The following is an 18,233-nucleotide window of genomic DNA, read 5'->3' as shown; positions in this document are numbered from 1 at the left end:
AGCTCAATCCTTGTTGCACGGTCACGAGATCACAGCTCCGTTTCGGTCTTCTCGCCCAAATCGATGAGCTCCTGGCGCGTGTGCACGCCGCATTTGGCGTAGATACGGCGCAAATGAGTGTCCACGGTGTTCTTTGAGATGAAGAACTCGCCGGCGATGCGCTCGGCCGTGCGGCCGCGCAGGGCGAGGGGCAAAATCTCCGCCTCGCGCTTCGAGAGCTTGGCCGTCCGAGCGATGAGCTCGCAGGCCTCCTCGAAGCGGTCGGTCTGGGCGACGACCACCGAGAGCGCCGCCATGTCGCGGTCGGTGAACAGGAACAGGTACGCGTACATCACTGCCACGCCGGCCAGGGCCACGAGCGCCGCCGACGCGTCGAAGGTGCCGGGAAGCGCGCCCACGATGCCGCCGATGAGCACGCCGGTGATCTCGCCGGCGAACAGCGCCGCGAAGCCCCGGGCGATGGAGCGCACCGCGTCGCCGCCGCCGATGCGACCCATGATGAGGAAGAGCGACACGAGCACCGAGAACACGCCGAGGTAGCCGGCGAGCACCACGGCCACGCCGGAGACGCCGACGCTCTCCAGCAGCGGCACGGCGACGAAGCCGCCCACCATGAGCAGGATGGCGAGCCGGTAGGCACCCCCGAGCGGGCCCACTTCCTGGTCGGGGCCTGTGGGCAGCACGGCGCGCACGCCGAGCGAGCCCGGGCGGCCGCCGTAGAGCTGCAGCGCGGCGGCGCAGTACAGCACGAAGAGCACGAAGGTGACGGAAAGCGACGAAGTGCCGGCTCCCTCGGCGCTGGAGCCCAGGGCCTCTACGGCGCCCGTGGCCACGCCGTAGACGACGGTGCCGGCGACGATGCGGCCCGAGAGCTTGGCGGCCTCGTCGGTTGGGGCGTCGGCGGCCGTGGGCTCGGGGCCGCGGCCGCCGACGTTATCGCCATCACGGGAAGCGCGACGGCCCTCGGCCCGCTCCGCTGCGTCCGCAGGAGCCGCCCCGTCCGCGGCGCCCCCAGACTCGCCCAGCGCGCGCAGGGCCCAGGCGCTTCCCGCGGGCAGCACGTACAGCAGGATGTAGGCGCCCTCTACGGGAATGGCGACGACGAAGAAGCAGACGGCGGCGCCCAGGGCGCTCCCGATGAACACCTCGGGCACGGACTGGTCGATGGAGGCCTCCCCCAGCACCCGGCCCCACTGGCACAGAAGGAGCGCAAGCGAAACACCGGCGACGAGCCCCTCGGCGGCCGCGAGCGCAAGCCAAGGGATGCCGGGCATAAGGCCGTGCAGCGCAACGAGAAGGTACAGCGCTACCGCCAAGGGCAGCGCGTAGCAGCGAACCAGGCCGTCGGCGGCGGCCACGAGGCGCCGGCGCGAACGCTCGCGGGCCATCAGCGCGAAGGTGGCCGCCATGACGAGCAGCACGAAGAGAAGATCGGCCCGATCGATGAGAAAGCCGTGCTGGGCACTCTCGTTGAATGACCCCAGATACAGCATGGCGAAGAGGAAGGCCTGGTTGCAGCCGAACCCGACGATGGCCCGCCGCGCCTGCCGCACCCGCGGCACCAATGCGTGCGCCATGCCCCTCCCCTTTCGTCGCCATGGGTAAACAAGTCTCCCTATTCTAGCGCAAAAGAAAGGGAGCCGACGATGCGGCTCCCTTATCCATCAGGTATGCGGGGTTTCCCTTAGGCTTTCTTTTTCACAACCTTCTTGACCGTCTTCACCTCGGCCTCGCCGGCGGCGGCGTAGGCCGCCTCGGGCTCGTCCTCGACGATCTCGACGATCTCGACGATCTCCTCGGCCTCATCGTCCTTCTTGTCGAAGGCCATGCCCTCGCGCAGGCTCTTCACGGTCTTGCCGAGAGAGGCGCCGAGTTTGGGGAGGTTCTTCGGCCCAAAGATGAGCAGCACGACGACGAGGATGATAACGAGCTCAGGCACGCCCAGTCCGAGAATCTTCATAGCGGGTAATCTCCTTCTTTGCTTCGAAGCCGGCTGGGCTCATCCCCCTCGCCGCGCTTCACGGTTTCTTGCGTTTCGACGCTGCCCACTATGCCCCCTTCCGAGCCTCCTGCCTATCACGCAGACCCGTGATTTTGTCACGTTCCGAGGATATTTTCCTATCACACTTTTGCGTGACAAAGGGAGTTTTTGCTGGTCAAAAGCGTATAAAAAGGGCGGACCGAAATCCGCCCTATGGGTTCGAACGTGGAAGTCAGCCACGGAAATTAAAGCAAGAGCCCCCTACTCGTGGATCCAGGAGAACATGCCGCGGGTTTTCTCGCCGGTCTTCTCGATCTCGTGGCCGTTGATGGCCTCGCGCTGCTCGAGGAGCCACTTGTGGCCGCATCTGCAGTCGGCGACGAACTCCTCGGCAAACGAGCCGTCCTGGATGCGCGCCAGAATCTCGCGCATGGCCTCGCGGCTCTGCTCGTTGATGACCTTCGGCCCCGCGTAGTACTCGCCGTACTCGGCGGTGTTGGATATGGAGTAGTTCATGAAGTGAATGCCGCTCTCGTACATGAGATCGACGATCATCTTCATCTCGTGGTAGCACTCGAAATAGGCAAGCTCGGGCGGATAGCCCGCCTCCACCAGCGTCTCGAAGCCGGCCTTCACGAGCTCCACCAAACCGCCGCAGAGCACGGCCTGCTCACCGAAGAGGTCCTCTTCGGTCTCTTCCTTGAACGTGGCCTTGATAACGCCGGCGCGCGCGCCGCCCACGCCCCAGGCGTAGGACAAGGCGATATCCCAGGCATCTCCCGTGGCGTCCTGGGCCACGCAGATGAGATCGGGCACGCCGGAGCCCTCGGTATACTGGCGGCGCACGATGTGGCCGGGGCCCTTCGGGGCGCACATGATGACGTTCACGTCCTCGGGCGGCGTGATGTAGCCGTAGTGGATGTTGAAGCCGTGGGCGAAGGCGAGGGTGTCGCCGACCTTGAGGTGCGGGGCGATATAAGTTTCGTACACCTCGGGCTGCAGCTCGTCGGGCACGAGCACCATGATGAGATCGGCCTCTTCGGCGGCGGTGGCCATATCGGTGACCTTCAGACCCGCCTGTTCGGCGGCATCGATGGACGATGAGCCCTCGCGCAGGCCCACGCGCACATCGCAACCGGAATCTTTCAGGTTCAGCGCATGGGCATGGCCCTGGCTTCCGTAGCCGATGACGGCGATCTTCTTGTCCTTGATGATCTGCGGATTGCAATCCTCTTCGTGGTAGATGGTGACAGCCATGGTGTTCCTTTCCTTTTCGTGACTGAGTGCCTATGGGTTCAGGCGAAGCCTACGCCTGTTGTTTTTTCAGCGCGTTAACGCCTAGTCGTGACTTGAGCGGGAGAGCGCCACTTTGCCCGTGCGAACGATTTCCTTGATACCGTAGGCGCGGAACAGATCCTCGAGGCCCTGAAGCTTCGAGTCGTCGCCGGTAGCCTCCACGGTCAGCGTGCTCTTGCCCACATCGACGATTTTGGCGCGGAAGATATTGGCGATCTCGATTATTTCGCTTCGGCGCTCCGCCGGGGCGCACACCTTGAACAGCGCCAGCTCGCGCTGGATGGCGCCCTCGTCGGTGAGGTCGGTGATCTTGTGTACCGAGATGAGCTTGTGCAGCTGCTTGGTGATCTGCTCGAAGGCCACCTCGTCGGCAACGACGATGGCGGTCACCCGCGACTTAGTCGGGTCTTCGGTGGGGCCCACCGAAAGCGATTCAATGTTGAAGCCGCGGCGGGAGATGAGCCCCGTCACGCGGGAAAGCACGCCGGCCTTGTTCTCGACGAGCACCGAGAGAACATGCTTCATTATTCGCCCCCTTTCTTCTCATCGCTCTCGCGGAAAAGGGTTTTCCAATCTTCGGGACGCACATCAAAAGTGGAGCCGTCCTGGCCGAGGCGGGCGCCGGTGTCCTCGGGGTCCACTTCCCAGCGGCCGCCGAACTGGGCGTCGATCTTGGCGCAGGGGGATGCGGGCCCGGTGCTGGCCGGCATATCGGTTCGCACGGCGCCCACAGCCACGTCGATGGCCCCCATGACGTCATCCAAAGCAGCGCCCGGCGCCACCATGGGATACACGCTCTGATCGCGCGAGATGGCCACATCGAGCAGGTAGGGGCCTGTCGCCGCGAGCATGCGGCGGATGGCGTCGGCCACCTCGCTCGGCTTCTCCACGCGCTCCCCTTCCCAGCCATAGGCCGCGGCGAGCTTCACGAAATCCGGCACCGGCGCAAGCAGCGTCTCGGAGTAGCGCTTCTCGTAGAACAGCTTCTGCCACTGGCGCACCATGCCAAGACAGCGGTTGTCGAGAATCATGACCTTCACGGGGACGCCGTTGATGGCGACCGTGGCCATCTCCTGGGAGTTCATCTGGAACGACCCGTCGCCGGCGATGCAGACCACGGTCTTGCCCGGGTTCGCCACCGCAGCACCTATGGCCGCCGGGAACCCGAAGCCCATGGTGCCCAGACCGCCCGAGGAGAGGAACGTGCGCGGCAGCTTGCGGAACAAAAACTGATGGGCCCACATCTGGTGCTGGCCCACCTCGGTGGTGACGATGGATGCCGCCGGGTCCAGCTGACGCCCCAGTTCGGCGAGCACGAGCTCGGGAATGATCTCGCCGTCCCCCTCGTTTACCGCCATGTTCGGATGGTAGAACGGGTAGCGGGCGCGCCAGGCGTTGATGTCGGCGATCCACTGGGCGTCGCGCGGGCGGGCGCCGTCCTTCTCAAGCGTGGCCAGCATACCGGCGAGCACGCCCTTCAAATCGCCCACGATGGGCACGTCCGCATCGCGAATCTTGCCGATCTCTGCCGGGTCGATGTCGATGTGGACGATTTTCGCGTTGGGCGCGAACTCCGACACGCGCCCGGTGACGCGGTCGGAGAAGCGCGCGCCGGCCACGATGATGAGGTCGGCCTCGGTCATGGCCATGTTCGAGTACTTCGCCCCGTGCATGCCCACCGGTCCCAGATTCAGGGGGTGGTCCTCCGGGATACCGCCCTTGCCCATGAGGGTCACCACCGTGGGAATCTGCATCATATCCATAAGGGCCACGAGCTCTTCTGTGGCCTCGGAGGCGATGACGCCGCCGCCCGCGTAGAGCAGCGGCTGGTCGGCCTCTTCCAGAAGGCGGCAGGCCGCGCGAATCTGCTTGGCGTTGCCGCGGTAGGTGGGCTTGTAAGAGGGCAGGTTCACCTCGTCGGGGTATTCGAACACCATCTCGGCGCCGGCCAAATCGCTCGGCACGTCGATGAGCACGGGGCCGGGGCGGCCGGTGCTCGCGATGTGGAAGGCCTCGCGCACCGTGCGGGTGAGCTCGTCGGTGGACTGCAACAGGTAGGAGTGCTTCACCACGGGCATGGTGATGCCCACGATGTCGGACTCTTGGAACGAATCGGTGCCGATGACCCCGCGCCCCACCTGGCCGGTGATGACGACGAGCGGCACCGAGTCCATATAGGCGGTGGCAATACCGGTCACGGTGTTCGTGGCCCCGGGACCCGAAGTGACGACGACCACGCCGGGACGCCCCGTGGAACGCGCATAGCCGTCTGCCATGTGAACCGCCCCCTGCTCGTGGCGGGCGAGGATGTGGTGAATCTGGTCGGAATCGTAAAGCGCGTCGTAGATCTTGATGGCCTGGCCGCCCGGGTACCCGAAGACGGTATCGACGCCCTCGGCCTCAAGCGACGCGATGAGCGCCTCGGCGCCGAGCATGGCCTTGCCCTGCTTGGCCGTGTGCGAGCCGGCCCCGCGCGGCGCGCCCAGCGTTGCGGCGTTGCGGCGTTGCGGCGCGTCGTGCTTGCTCTCGTTGCTCTCGCTCACAGGATGATCGCCCCCTTATCGGCAGAAGAAACCAGTTTCGCGTACTTCGAAAGCACGCCGTAATCGTGCTTGGGTGCCGGCGGCTCCCATGCCTCGCGGCGGCGGGCCAGCTCCTCGTCGCTCACGTGCAGCGTCAAAGCGCCGCCCTCGATATCGACGGTGACGGTATCGCCCTCGCAGATGAGCGCGATGGGCCCGCCCGCCGCGGCCTCAGGACTCACATGTCCCACCGCCGGGCCCTTGGTTGCCCCCGAGAAGCGCCCGTCGGTGATGAGCGCCACCGAGGTGGAAAGCCCCCGGCCGCAGATGGCCGAGGTGGGCGTGAGCATCTCGCGCATGCCCGGGCCGCCCTTGGGGCCCTCGTAGCGGATGACCACCACGTCTCCGGCCACGATGCACCCGCCGTCGATGGCCGCACAGGCCTCTTCCTCGGAATCGAACACGCGGGCCGGGCCGGTGTGGCACAGCATAGAAGAATCGACGGCCGCTTTCTTCACAATGGCTCCATCCGGTGCGATGTTGCCGTGCAGCACCCGCAGGGCGCCCGCGGCCGAATAGGGGTTCTCGCCGGTGCGGCACACCTCGCCGTCGGCTTCGGGGCAGCAGTCGGCAAGGTAGGCGGGCAGAGGCCCCATGCAGGTAAGGGCGCTCTCGTCCAAAAGCCCGAGCTTGCCGAGCTCCCCCATGACCGCCGGCACGCCGCCGACGTGGTACAAGTCGATGAGCGGGCGCGGCCCGGCGGGCTGCAGCTTCACCAGATGCGGCGTGCGGGCGCTTGCGGCATCCCAGTCGTCCATGGCGATAGGGCAGCCGGCCGCGTGCGCGATGGCCGTCAGGTGCAGCACCGTGTTCGTCGACCCGCCGAAGGCCATGTCGCACTCCATGGCGTTGCTCACCGCCGCGCCGTTCACGATATCCTTGATACGCACGCCCTTCTGCACCAGTTCCATCACCTTCATGCCGGCGTGCTTGGCCAGGCGGATGCGCTCGGAATAGACCGCGGGGATCGTGCCGTTGCCGGGAAGGGCGATGCCCAAGGCCTCGCACAGGCAGTTCATGGAATTGGCCGTGAACATGCCCGAGCAGCTGCCGCAGGTAGGACAGGCCGTGTCCTCGAAATAGGCGAGCTCCTCTTCGGTCATAAGGCCCGCCGCCACCTTCCCCGCCCCGTCGAAGAGCGTGTTCAAATCGGTGGTGGGGCCGCACCCGCCGGGCTGAACGCCGGGAAGCATCGGGCCGCCGGAGACGAACACCGTGGGGATGTTCACCCGCAGCGCGCCCAAGATCATGCCCGGCACGATCTTGTCGCAGTTGGGGATGCAGACGAGCCCGTCGAAGGCGTGGCCCTGCACGGCGCATTCCAGCGAGTCGGCGATGGTCTCGCGCGAGACGAGCGAGTAGTGCATGCCCTCGTGGTTCATGGCGATGCCGTCGCACACGCCGATGGTGGATATCTCGAAGGGAACGCCGCCGGCCATATAAATGCCCGCTTTCACGGCCTCGGCGATCTTATCGAGGTTGGTATGGCCGGGGATGATGTCGTTGCGGGCATTGAACACCGCGATGAAGGGACGGCCCATCTCCTCATCGGTGATGCCATCGGCCTTCAAAAGGCTGCGGTGCGGCGCCCGGGCCACCCCCTGCTTGATCTGCTCGCTTCTCAGCTCCATAGGCCTCGCTTCCTCTCGCTTACCCCCGCATCCGTCCCGAAAAGGCCGATGCGGATCAATCCCAAAACGAAAAAACCCGCTGCAAGATGCACCGGGCCGGAAACGAGACGACCACGCGGGCGCGCCGCGCGGGAGAACTCTACGACAGATAACGGTGTCGCCGGTCCGACGCTACTTGCCCCCGGCCCGGCGGTAAGCCTGTCGACCGAGATGCCGTTCGCACCGAACTGCTCGAAGGTGGCTGCTCGGGTCGCCCATCGCCTGCTCGCACCAACCGCAGGCTCTCTTGAGATGGGTTCGCCCCCGCCGTTCCTCGTCAACGCATTTCATCGGTATTAACTTGGTTCGGGAGTCTAGCACTCCCCTGCACAAACGCAAGGCGTTTTGCTCATATTTCTACGGGAAGCTGACGAAACGGGCACAGGCGGTGACAAATGGGCCGCGCCCCCGTGACGGTTGACCGTTTGTCAATCCCGCCGAACGGGGCTTCCGTAGACTTACGATTGAAAAGGAGCAAGGTCTAGCCAGGAGAGGAGAAGGCCATGAGCACCACTGCCGCCGTCCACCGTCGCAAGCTAGCCGTCCCAAGCCCCGCTTCCCCCGCCTCCGACAACGCCGCGGTGCGCGCCGCCTCCCTGCACCCGCAGGCCACCGCTGCGGGCAACTTCGTGCCCGACCCGGTCACCCTCGAGCTCACCGAGCGCGCCGAGCACCCCATGCTCACGCCCTCGTGGAAGTCCTTCCGCGCCTACGCTTCCAACCATCCCGAATTCGCCGAGCTGAAGAGCCAGGGCCTCGTGCCCATGATGCGCGCCCACCAGGGGCTGCGCCTGGCCATCTACGCCGTGGCCGCCTCCCTCGTGCTGCTGCTCGCCGCCCTGCTCGCCTACTGGTGGCTCATGCCCGCCACCGCCGACGCCGATTCGCCCTACGCGACCGCCGACAGCGCCACCGCGACGAGCACGGCCGCGGCCCAGTGGGAGAAAGGGGTCGTCCCCTCGCTCTACCAAAACGACGCCTCCTGGGCTCACGTGCCCTACGGCCAGGCCGCCATGGGCAGCACCGGCGCGGCGCCCACGGCCCTTGCCATGGCCTACATCGCCACCACGGGCGACACGACCTACACGCCCGTGGAATTCGCCCAGTGGGCCACCGACCACGACATGACCGCGGCCGGGGTGGACACCGTCGCCGCCTACCTTCAGCAGGCGGGCGCCGAATTCGGGCTGGCGTTGGAGCCGCTGCCGGCCGATGCCCACGGACTGCGGTGCGCCATCGTGTCGAAAGTGCCGGTGCTCGTGGTCACGCAGCCGGGAACCTTCGCCCCGGCGGCCTCCGTTGTGGTGCTCGACGACATCGACAAGGACTCGCGCATCATCCTGCACGACCCCTCAAGCCCCAGCCGCTCTGCCAAAAGCTGGCCCTTCGACGACATCATCGATGCCACCGCCGCGGCATTCGAAGTTCATGCGGCCTAAAAGTGGCTTGAAAATCACGATTGTTTGACCTTCACTCACCTGATTTCACCCAAAGAGCGACTTTTCACCGCCATTTTCCCTGGTGGTGTATTACACGGGTGGCAATTCAAGTCAAAGAATCGTGATTTCTAAGCCACTTTTTCTCTGTTGAGCGAAATTGTCCCTTTCGGCTCCGCGATGAATTCCCTAAAGTGGACGAGAACCTAGCCGCAACAAACCCGAAGGGAACCATCGTGGATTATCGCCAAGTTACCGTGCACCCTGAATCGCGCATCGCCCCCAACGCCACGCTCGTCGGCAACGTCGAGGTGGGCAAGGACGCCACCATCTTGTTTAACGCCACCCTGCGCGGCGACTACGGAAGCAAGATCGTCGTCGGCGAGGGCACCAACGTGCAGGAGAACTGCTGCCTGCACCTCGATTACGACCAAGATTGCGTCATCGGAAGCGGCGTCACCATTGGCCACGGAGCGGTGGTACACGGTTGCACGGTGGGCGACAATGCGCTGCTCGGCATGGGATGCGTCATCATGAACGGCGCGGTCATCGGTGCGAACTCGCTGGTGGCGGCCGGCGCGCTCGTCACGGAGGGCACCATCGTGCCCGAGGGCTCTTTGGTGGTGGGCGCGCCCGCCAAGGTGCGCCGCCCGCTCACGCCCGAGGAAATCGAGGGCAACCGTCTGTCCGCCGAGGGCTATGCCGCCATCGGTCGCGAGCTGGCGGATGCCGGCATCATCTACGAGGGACGCGACCTTCCCCGCGATATCATGACCATCGCGTTGAAGTAGCACAGAACGAGGGGGGCGGCCTCGGCCGCCCCCCTCTTGCGGAAAGCTACATTTCCCGCAGAATGCCCTCGATGAGACGGCAGAAGTCGCGCTCGCGGGTTTGGGCCACTTCGTGGACTTCCTCATCGGAGGGATTGGCGCCCTCGACGCCGCAGGCCATGTTGCTCACAAGCGAGATGCCCAAAACGCGCAGGCCCACATGGCGGGCGGCGATAACCTCCTCGCACACGGACATGGCCACGGTATCGGCGCCCCAACGGCGGAACATCCGAATCTCCGCCGGCGTCTCGAACGAGGGGCCGAGAAGGCCGAGATAGACGCCCTCCTGCACCGAAATAGACAGATCGTCGGCCACACGATGCGCTAATGCACGCAAATCCGGGTCGTAGGCATCCAGCATAGAGAAGAACCGCGGCGCCATGGCGTCGGGCTCGGTGCCCGCGACAGGATTACGCCCGGTGAAGTTCAACTGATCGGTCATGAGGCAGAAATCGCCCACCGCATAGCTCTCATTGATGGCACCGGCCGCATTGGTGGTGACGAGCGCGTCGATACCGAGGCGCGCCATGAGCCATACCGGAAAGGCGACCTGCTGGGCGGTGTAGCCCTCGTAGCCGTGGAGGCGCCCCTGCATGGCGAGCACCGATTTGCCGCCGAGCGTGCCGGCCACGAAGCGACCCACATGGCCCGAGGCCGTGGACACTCCCATGCCGGGCACGTCCCCGAAGGGAATGAAGACGGGATCGGCGATCTGCTCGGCCAAAGGACCGAGCCCCGAGCCGAGAATGAGGCCCACCTCCGGCTGAAAGCCGTCCAAACGCTCCCGCATCGCCGTCTCAGCCGAGACGAGCGTCTCCTCAAGCGTACCGTTCGATGTCATAGCGTTTCCTTTCTCGCCAGAAGAATGCGGGGGCGGTCGGTCAGGTCGTTCACGATGCGGATGTCGGTGAAGCCATAGGCCTGGGCGACGGCCGCAGCAGCGTCCATATGGTCTTCGAACAGCTCGCAGGCCAGAAGGCCGCCGGGCTTGAGCGCCGAGGCGGCCCACTCGGCCAAGGGCAGAAACAGGGCCAAGCCGTCCTCGCCGCCATCGAGCGCCAGCGCAGGCTCGAAGTTGGCCACCTCGCGGGGAATCTCCGACAGCACGGAGGTGGGCACGTAGGGCGGGTTCGACACCACGGCGTCGAAGGTGCCCAGGCGCTTGGCGCCGATGCCCGAGCCCAAGCTGCACTGCAGCACCGCCACGCGGTCGGACAGCCCCAGCGCCTCGGCGTTCTCCTTGGCGAGCTCCACGGCTTCGGGGGCAATGTCGGTGGCGATAACGCGAATGGCGGGGTGCTCGTAGGCCAGCGAGCAGGCGATGCAGCCAGACCCCGTGCAGAGGTCGGCCACCAGCAGGTTTTTACCAGCTGGCTCGGCTTCTTCCGTAGGGGCGGACTTCAGTCCGACCTCATCTGCTGGGACCGACTCGCTTGAAGAGGGGCGACCGGAGTCGCCCCCTGCGGAATCGTCCGGCGAACGAACCTCATCGGCGCTCCTTTGATTTTCGGAGAGCGCCTCGGAGGCCTCTTCCACCGCCTTCTTGAGGGCCTCCACGGCCTCGCGCTCCTGGGCGGCGGCCTCGGTGTTCCACTGGGCCTCGCGCGGGCCGGGCGCCGGCAGGGCCGCGAGCACCTCGCTCACGAGCACTTCGGTCTCAGGTCTGGGAATGAGCACGCCGGGACGCACCTTCACGGTGATGTGCCGGAAGATCACCTCCCCCGTGATGTACTGCAGAGGCTCCCCCGCCCCGCGCCGCTTCACATAACCGCGCAGCAGCGCGCGCTCGTCCTCCGAGAGCGGTCGGTCGTAGTTGACGAACAGGTGCATGCGCGAGAGCCCCGTCGCCTCGGACAACAGCCACTGAGCCGACAGCCGCGGGTTCTCGTCCCCCTTATCGCCCAGATACCCCTCAGTCCACTCAAGAGCAGTTTTTATCGTCCACGTTTCGTTCGTCACCGTTCCACACCTTCCCCAACCATGGGAGAGTCAGGCTCGGATGGTCGGTGGAGGTCCGCGCGGAGTTCCGCAGCGAACGGAACAGTCCAGTGGACTGTTCCGCCGAGCGAGGACTGTCTGAGCACGGCGCCTCTACCGACCAGCCGAGCCGTCAAGTTCGTAAGGGCCGCAGCCGGCTCGTTCGTTCGCCCCACAAGGCCGAATGAACGGCTAGACAGCGGCCTCGAGTTTCTGAGCGCGGTCGGCGGCCTGGAGGGCCGTGATCACATCGCCCAGGTTGTCGCCCAGAAGCACGCCGTTGTAGGTGGAGTTGAAGCCGATGCGGTGGTCGGTCACGCGGTCCTGGGGGCCGTTGTAGGTGCGGATCTTCTCGGAGCGGTCGCCCGAGCCGATCTGGGCCAACCTCTCGGCGCCCTCGGCGGCCTGCTGCTCGGCGAGCATCTTCTCGTAGAGGCGGGCGCGCAGCACGGCCATGGCCGCGATCTTGTTCTGCAGCTGGGACTTCTGGTCCTGGGACTGCACCACCAAGCCGGACGGCAGGTGCGTGATGCGCACGGCCGAGTCGGTGGTGTTCACGCACTGGCCGCCCGGGCCGCCGGCGCGGTACACGTCGATGCGCAGGTCGTTCTCGTTGATCTCCACTTCCACCTCGTCGGCCTCGGGCAGCACGGCCACGGTGGCCGTGGAGGTGTGGATGCGGCCCTGGGACTCGGTCTTGGGAACGCGCTGGACGCGGTGCACGCCGGACTCGAACTTCATGACCGAGTACACGTGATCGCCCTTCACCTTGAACTGCACTTCCTTGAAGCCGCCGGCCTCGGAGGGCGAGGCGTCCATGGTCTCGGTCTTCCAGCCCTGGGCCGCGGCGAAGCGCTCGTACATCTTGTAGAGGTCGCCGGCGAAGATGGCGGCCTCATCACCGCCGGCCGCCGCGCGAATCTCCACGATGATATCCTTCTCGTCGGCCGGATCGGCCGGGATGAGCATGAACTTGATGTCCTCTTCCAGCTGGGGCAGCCTGGCCTCGATGCCGGCGATCTCCTCCTGGGCGAACTCCTTCATGTCGGCGTCGGCGAGCATCTCCTTGGCCGCCTCCAAGTCGTCCATGGCCGCTACGTACTCGGCGGCCTTCTTGGCAAGCGGGCCCTGGGAGGCGTACTCCTTGGCCAGGCGGTTGTACTCCTTCTGGTCGGCGAGAACCGCCGGGTCGCCCATCTTGGCCTGCAGCTCGTCGTAGGCCTCGATGATCTTGACGAGCTTCTCTTTCATATCAGTTTCCTGCATGGGTGCTTCCTTTGCGTGAAACGGTGTGGGTTAGAAGACGCCTTGAAGGCGCAACTTCGCATTGTAGCAGAAGGGGCCCATCCCCGCCTCTCCATCTCCCTAATGGCCGTCGTCCTCGGTTTCGGGGGCGCCGCACGCGCCGTTCGGGCAGCGCTCGGTGAGGTCGAAAGCGTCGGCATGACGCGCGCCCGCGGCGGCCAGGCGCGCCTTCAACTGGCGGTGCCGCTCGCGCTCGCGACGGCGGTGCGCGGCCAAGATGCTACCCACGGCGCGGGGCTGCTCGCGAATCTCGCGCAGCGCACCGCCCAGCTCGGCATTGACGGAATGGGCCATGGCCGAGGCCAAAAGCGGCATGAGGAGCACGGTGACGCCCCCTGCGGCCACGAGCACCGAGGCGGTCTGCTGACTCATGGCATCGGCGGAGACGGCCACACTGGTGACAGCCACGATGATGGGCAGCGCCGTCGTGCAGTAGAAGGCGACGGTCAGCCGCTCGCGCACGTCCATGGTGCGCGACTCCCGTCCCGTAGAGAGGCCCACGAAAATGGGCAGCGCCCGCACGAACAGCAGAAGCAGGACGAACAGCACGAGCAGCTCCGGCTCCGCGCCGATGGCCCGCAAATCCACCTTCGCGCCGGACACCACGAAGAACAGCGGCACGAGAAAGCCGTAGGCGATGGCATTGTGCTTCATCTCCATGGTCTGGTTTCCCTCGGGTATGAGGTAGCGCAGGATGAAGCCGGCGGCGAAGGCGCCGAGCACGATATCCAAGTCGAAGACGGCGGAGATGGCCGTCAGCCCGATGAGCAGCAGATTCACCGCGCGGATAACCATCTGGGAATTGGTGTTGGCGTTGGCGACGATGAACCGGTGCACGTAGCCGCCGATGCGCTCGGCGATCTTCGGCACGGCGGCCGCCGCCACGGCGATGGCGAGGAAGGCGAGCAGGATGGCCACGGTCTGCCAGGTGGCCCGCGCCGAGAGGAGCAGCGCCATGGCGATGATGGGCAAAAGCTCGCCCCAGGTGCCGTAGGCGATGATCTCGTCCCCCACCCGGGTGCCCAAGATGCCGCGTTCCTGCAAGATGGGCAGAAGCGTGCCCATGGCCGTGGTGGTGAGCGCGATGACCACGGCCAGGCCGTCCAGCTCGAAGGCCGACAGCGTCGGCCAGACGGCCACGACCAGAAACGCGATGGCGAAGGTGATGGCCCAGGTGGCGGCCCCGCGCCGCCCCTCGGTGCCCGTCAGGCTCTTCGGGGAGATCTCGTAGCCGGCAAGAAGGAACAGAAACGCGAGGCCCAAATCGGACAGCAGGTTGATGGCGTCGGTAGTCTGGATGGCGCCGAGAACATGGGGGCCCAGAAGCGATCCGGCCAGAAGGAGCAGCACCGTCTCGGGGATGGGCTTGCCCGGGATGAAGCCGGCAATGACGGGACAGGCGACGGACACCAGCGATATGAGGGCCAGCGAGACCAAATCGACGGCCACGGCGCACTCCTTCCTCTCTGCGTGAGCTCATGCTCACTATAGGCATTTTGGCGGCGCAGCGGAAGGCGCGGGCTTGGGCGATATCGTACCGTTGAAGATATGCGCACCCTTCGCGCAGGTTATCTACCGCAAACGCCACGGTTTCGTGTCAGTCCCTTGACGGGTGCCGCCATCGGTTGGTCCTTTGGCTAGAATAAATCATGGTATGCAGCGCAGGCCGAGGGGCCGCCAGTGCGCAGTTTCGGCCCCGCTCACCCGAACCCGAACCTTTAGGAGGACGCAATGGCAGAGGTAATCAAGACAACTGACGAGTTCCAGACCAAGGTGCTCGAGGCCACCACCCCCGTCCTGGTGGATTTCTTCGCCACGTGGTGCGGGCCGTGCCGCATGGTGGCTCCCGTCATCGACGAGATCGCGACCGAGAAAGCAGGGCAGCTGGCCGTCTACAAGGTGGACATCGACCAGAGCCCGGACTTGGCCTTCAAGTACCAGGTCTCCAGCGTGCCGACGCTCATCGTCTTCGAGAACGGCCAAATCAAAAACGAGCGCCTCGGGGCCCAGCCCAAGCAGAACATCCTCTCGATGCTGTAGCTGCGGCTCACCGGGGTCGGAACACGGGGTACCGCTCAGTCGCTCAGACAGTCCTCGCTCGGCGAAACAGGACATTGAGTCCTGTTTCGTTCGCTGCGGAACTCGCTTGGTGAGCAGCACCCCGTGTTCCTCTACGCTCCACCACTATTGTAACGTCTATTCATCACCCTATGAGAGGGCAACGATGGCTGAAAAGACAACCGACAACCGCATGGGTGCGCCGGTGGGGCCCGCCGAGGGCCAGGAGGTGTTCGACCTCGCCATCATCGGCGCCGGACCGGCCGGCCTCACGGCGGCGCTCTACGCGGCCCGCGCCGGGCTTACGACGGTGCTCTTCGAGCGCCTCTCCCCCGGCGGGCAATGCGCCCAGACCGAGCACTTGGAGAACTATCCGGGCTACACCCGCTCCACCAGCGGCTTCGAGCTTTCCATGGACATGTACGACCAGGCCCTGTCCTTCGGCGCGAAGGCCATCATGGAAGACGTCACCTCCGTCGACTTCTCCTCGGAGCCCAACAAACTCGTCACGCCGTTCAACACGTACTTCGCCCGCACGGTCATCGTGGCCACGGGCGCGGTGGCGGCCCAGCTCGGCCTGGCGCGGGAGGAGGAGCTGCGCGGGCGCGGCGTCTCTTACTGCGCCACCTGCGACGGCAACTTCTTCCGCGACAAGGACGTGGTGGTGGTCGGCGGCGGGAACACAGCGGCGGCCGACGTCATCTACCTGTCCCGCATCTGCCGCAAGGTGTACCTCGTGCACCGTCGCGACAAGCTGCGCGCCACGGCCATCTACCATGAGCGCCTGCGCGAGCTTCCCAACGTGGAGTTCTGCTGGGACTCCACCTCTGAAGAGTTCGTCGTCGGCGACGACGGGCGCGTGGCCGGTCTTAAGATCCGCAACCTCAAGACCGACGGAGAGCGAGTTCTTAATGCCTCGGCGGTGTTCATCGCCATCGGCATGAAGCCCTACACCGCGTTCTTGGAAGGCGAGCTTGATGTGGACGGTGGCGGCTACATCATCGCCGATGCCATGGGCAAGACCACCATGCCCGGCGTGTTCGCCGCCGGCGACGTGCGCACCAAGGAGCTGCGTCAGGTGGTCACGGCCGTGGCTGACGGCGCCAACTGCGCCCAGGCGGCCTCGGAGTTTTTAGAGGCGAAGGAAGCCATCGAAGAGGCTCCCCTCGCCCTCTAACCGCAAAAAGCTTTAATCGGCTGGGAAGAAGACGTCCATGCGGGCGTCTTCTTTTTGCTTGCTGGCCAGCGAGCCCACTGCCATGAGCACGCCCGCCACCACAACGCCGATGACGATCTGGTGCAAATCGGCCACCTTGAAGCCCGCGGCCATGGCAGCGCAGTAGGCCAGCGTGCCGCCCGCCAGGGAAAGCAGGGCGCCGGTCGCGGTGGCGCGCTTCCAGAACAGGCCTCCCACGAGCACGAACAAAAACGCCGTCTCAAGGCCGCCGAAGGCGAACATGTTGATCTTCCAGATGACATCGGGCGGCACGATGGAGAGCGCGAAGACGAGCATGCCCACGGCGAAAGTAACCGCCTGGCTGGAAAACGCGATGGAGCGCTCGGCGGGACGGGTGCCCTTGTCGTCGCACCAGTGCAGGTACACGTCCTTGATGATGGCCGAAGACGACGAGATGAGCAGCGAGGACACCGTGGAGATGGAAGCGGACAGCGGGCCGATGATGGCCACACCCGCAAGGGCCGGGGGAAGCGACTGCACGATGACCGTCGGGATAATGTTGTCCACGCTGCCGCCGTAGGCCGCCAGATCCTCGGTGAGCACGCCGGCCGAGAGCACGCCCAAGGCCGTGACGCCGATCATCATGGCGCCGATGATCACCGTGCCCCAGATCATCGCCTTATGCAGCGACTTCACGTCCTTGTAGCCCATGGTGCGCACGACGGACTGGGGCAGCACGAAGGTGAACACGCCCACGAGCAGCCACTGGGTGAAGTACAGCGAGGGCGGCATGGCGCCGCCGCCGAAAGGCTCGAGCATCTCGGGCGAGGTCTCCTTGATCGAGGTCATGATGGCCTCGTAGCCGCCGCCGGCGCTTAAGATGCCATAGGCGAGCACGCCGATGCCCACGAGCATCATGATGCCGCACAGCGCGTCGGTGACCGCCACGCCGCGAAAGCCGCCGATAGTGGTGAACAAAACGACGGCGATGCCGAACAGCACCAGGCCCACCAGATAGGAATAGCCCGTCACCGCCTCGAAGAGCTTCGCGCCGCCGACGAACTGGGCCACCATAGTGGCGGCGAAGAAGAGCACGATGACCAAGGCCGAGCAGTTCGCCAGGGCGTTTGAACCATAGCGGGCGCGCACCACATCCACCACGGTAACGGCGTTCAGCTTGCGCGAGACGAGCGCCATCTTCTTCCCGAAGATGCCGTAGAGCAGTACGAGCGCGGTCACCTGCACCACGGCCATGTACACCCAGCCGAAGCCGATCTGCCAGGCCTGGCCCGGGCCGCCCACAAACGAGCTCACCGACCCGTAGGTGGCGATGGTGGTCATGGCCAGTACGAACCCGCCCAAGGCGCGGTTGCCGATGAAGTAGCTCTTCACGAACCCGCCGCCAGCCGCAGCGGTGCGCCGGCGCACGACGACGCTCGCGCCCAGGGCGACGAGCAGAAACAAGACGAGAGGTGCAAGCGAGGCGATGCTAGCCATGATGCACCTCCTCGCCTTCGGATTCTTCGGATTCTTCCGGCTCATCGAGACTGAAATCGGCGAACACGCACTTGGCGAGCACCACAGCGCAGATAATGGCCGCTACCCACGGCCCCACGGTTCCGCCGATGATCCAGATAGGGGTCGAGAACACCTCGATACCGCATCCGGAAAGTCCGATGCCGCCGATGAACCATACGGCGACGATGACGACGAGAGCGATAACGGTAGCGACCGCCTCTCGGTTTGCCTGCCGCATCTTCGCGGCATAGCTGGTGAAGCTTGGCTTCATGGTTTTCTCCTCTCGCGGCCCGGGTCGGTGCGGCTCCCATTAGCCGTCACGCGCCCGATCCTTCGCGGGCGAGCAAAAAAGCTCTGAGGGCAGTGTACCCTCAGAGCTTTCAAATGCAAGAGGCCGAGACCG

At 65.4% G+C, this 18,233-nt stretch carries 16 protein-coding genes; 4 read left to right on the top strand and 12 right to left on the bottom strand.

Features of this window, described 5'->3' with window-relative positions:
• Positions 1-29: 29 nt before the first annotated feature.
• The 6 genes from VJ923_RS04120 to ilvD form a co-directional block, all read right to left on the bottom strand.
• Positions 30-1,577 (bottom strand): helix-turn-helix transcriptional regulator, encoded by a 1,548-nt coding sequence (locus VJ923_RS04120; RefSeq protein WP_326438844.1) that lies wholly within the window; start codon positions 1,575-1,577, stop codon positions 30-32.
• A 107-nt stretch (positions 1,578-1,684) separates the two neighbouring features.
• Positions 1,685-1,960, bottom strand: coding sequence for a twin-arginine translocase TatA/TatE family subunit (gene tatA / locus VJ923_RS04115; RefSeq protein WP_326438842.1), 276 nt, complete (start codon positions 1,958-1,960; stop codon positions 1,685-1,687).
• A 282-nt stretch (positions 1,961-2,242) separates the two neighbouring features.
• Complete coding sequence (ilvC, locus tag VJ923_RS04110; protein ID WP_326438840.1) at positions 2,243-3,238, bottom strand: ketol-acid reductoisomerase; 996 nt, start codon at positions 3,236-3,238, stop codon at positions 2,243-2,245.
• 81 nt (positions 3,239-3,319) lie between these two features.
• Entirely contained in the window at positions 3,320-3,802 is a 483-nt protein-coding gene (ilvN, locus tag VJ923_RS04105; RefSeq protein WP_326438838.1) for an acetolactate synthase small subunit, read from the bottom strand.
• Positions 3,802-5,820 carry a biosynthetic-type acetolactate synthase large subunit gene (ilvB, locus tag VJ923_RS04100; protein WP_326438836.1) on the bottom strand — a complete coding sequence of 673 codons (2,019 nt, stop codon included), beginning with the start codon at positions 5,818-5,820 and terminating at the stop codon, positions 3,802-3,804. Before ilvB ends, ilvN begins: the two co-directional genes overlap by 1 nt.
• Complete coding sequence (gene ilvD, locus VJ923_RS04095; protein WP_326438834.1) at positions 5,817-7,490, bottom strand: dihydroxy-acid dehydratase; 1,674 nt, start codon at positions 7,488-7,490, stop codon at positions 5,817-5,819. The genes ilvB and ilvD overlap by 4 nt, the downstream gene beginning before the upstream one ends.
• Positions 7,491-8,032: 542 nt before the next feature.
• Between ilvD and VJ923_RS04090 the strand changes: the two genes are divergently transcribed.
• Together VJ923_RS04090 and VJ923_RS04085 are read left to right on the top strand one after the other, a co-directional pair.
• On the top strand, positions 8,033-8,968 hold the full coding sequence (locus VJ923_RS04090; RefSeq protein ID WP_326438832.1) for a hypothetical protein: 936 nt from the start codon (positions 8,033-8,035) through the stop codon (positions 8,966-8,968).
• Between the two features lie 233 nt (positions 8,969-9,201).
• A complete protein-coding gene (locus VJ923_RS04085; protein ID WP_326438830.1) occupies positions 9,202-9,756 on the top strand; it encodes a gamma carbonic anhydrase family protein in 555 nt (184 codons plus the stop codon).
• Between the two features lie 46 nt (positions 9,757-9,802).
• On the opposite strand, the gene VJ923_RS04080 is transcribed toward VJ923_RS04085, so the two are convergent.
• The 4 genes from VJ923_RS04080 to VJ923_RS04065 all read right to left on the bottom strand — a co-directional run bounded on the left by VJ923_RS04080 (position 9,803) and on the right by VJ923_RS04065 (position 14,526).
• Entirely contained in the window at positions 9,803-10,636 is an 834-nt protein-coding gene (locus VJ923_RS04080; RefSeq protein WP_326438828.1) for a purine-nucleoside phosphorylase, read from the bottom strand.
• A complete protein-coding gene (locus tag VJ923_RS04075; RefSeq protein WP_326438826.1) occupies positions 10,633-11,754 on the bottom strand; it encodes a N5-glutamine methyltransferase family protein in 1,122 nt (373 codons plus the stop codon). Before VJ923_RS04075 ends, VJ923_RS04080 begins: the two co-directional genes overlap by 4 nt.
• A gap of 210 nt (positions 11,755-11,964) precedes the next feature.
• Complete coding sequence (prfA, locus tag VJ923_RS04070) at positions 11,965-13,038, bottom strand: peptide chain release factor 1 (RefSeq protein WP_326438824.1); 1,074 nt, start codon at positions 13,036-13,038, stop codon at positions 11,965-11,967.
• A gap of 99 nt (positions 13,039-13,137) precedes the next feature.
• A complete protein-coding gene (locus tag VJ923_RS04065) occupies positions 13,138-14,526 on the bottom strand; it encodes a cation:proton antiporter (RefSeq protein WP_326438822.1) in 1,389 nt (462 codons plus the stop codon).
• 282 nt (positions 14,527-14,808) lie between these two features.
• On the opposite strand from VJ923_RS04065, the gene trxA reads away from it, so the two are divergent.
• Both trxA and trxB read left to right on the top strand, forming a co-directional pair.
• Entirely contained in the window at positions 14,809-15,117 is a 309-nt protein-coding gene (trxA, locus tag VJ923_RS04060) for a thioredoxin (protein WP_326438820.1), read from the top strand.
• Between the two features lie 184 nt (positions 15,118-15,301).
• The gene (gene trxB, locus VJ923_RS04055) at positions 15,302-16,312 is read left to right on the top strand and encodes a thioredoxin-disulfide reductase (RefSeq protein ID WP_326438818.1); all 1,011 of its coding nucleotides are present in this window, start codon (positions 15,302-15,304) and stop codon (positions 16,310-16,312) included.
• Between the two features lie 12 nt (positions 16,313-16,324).
• Here trxB and panF read toward each other — a convergent pair whose 3' ends face one another.
• Together panF and VJ923_RS04045 are read right to left on the bottom strand one after the other, a co-directional pair.
• Positions 16,325-17,809, bottom strand: a complete 1,485-nt coding sequence (panF, locus tag VJ923_RS04050; protein WP_326438816.1) for a sodium/pantothenate symporter — start codon at positions 17,807-17,809, stop codon at positions 16,325-16,327.
• On the bottom strand, positions 17,802-18,101 hold the full coding sequence (locus VJ923_RS04045; RefSeq protein ID WP_326438814.1) for a DUF997 family protein: 300 nt from the start codon (positions 18,099-18,101) through the stop codon (positions 17,802-17,804). Before VJ923_RS04045 ends, panF begins: the two co-directional genes overlap by 8 nt.
• Between the last annotated feature and the right edge of the window lie 132 nt (positions 18,102-18,233).

Source organism: Adlercreutzia shanghongiae, assembly GCF_035830635.1.
Classification (GTDB): domain Bacteria; phylum Actinomycetota; class Coriobacteriia; order Coriobacteriales; family Eggerthellaceae; genus Adlercreutzia; species Adlercreutzia shanghongiae.
Note: the sequence above shows the minus strand (reverse complement) of the source record. Positions and strands in the feature narration are given on the sequence as shown.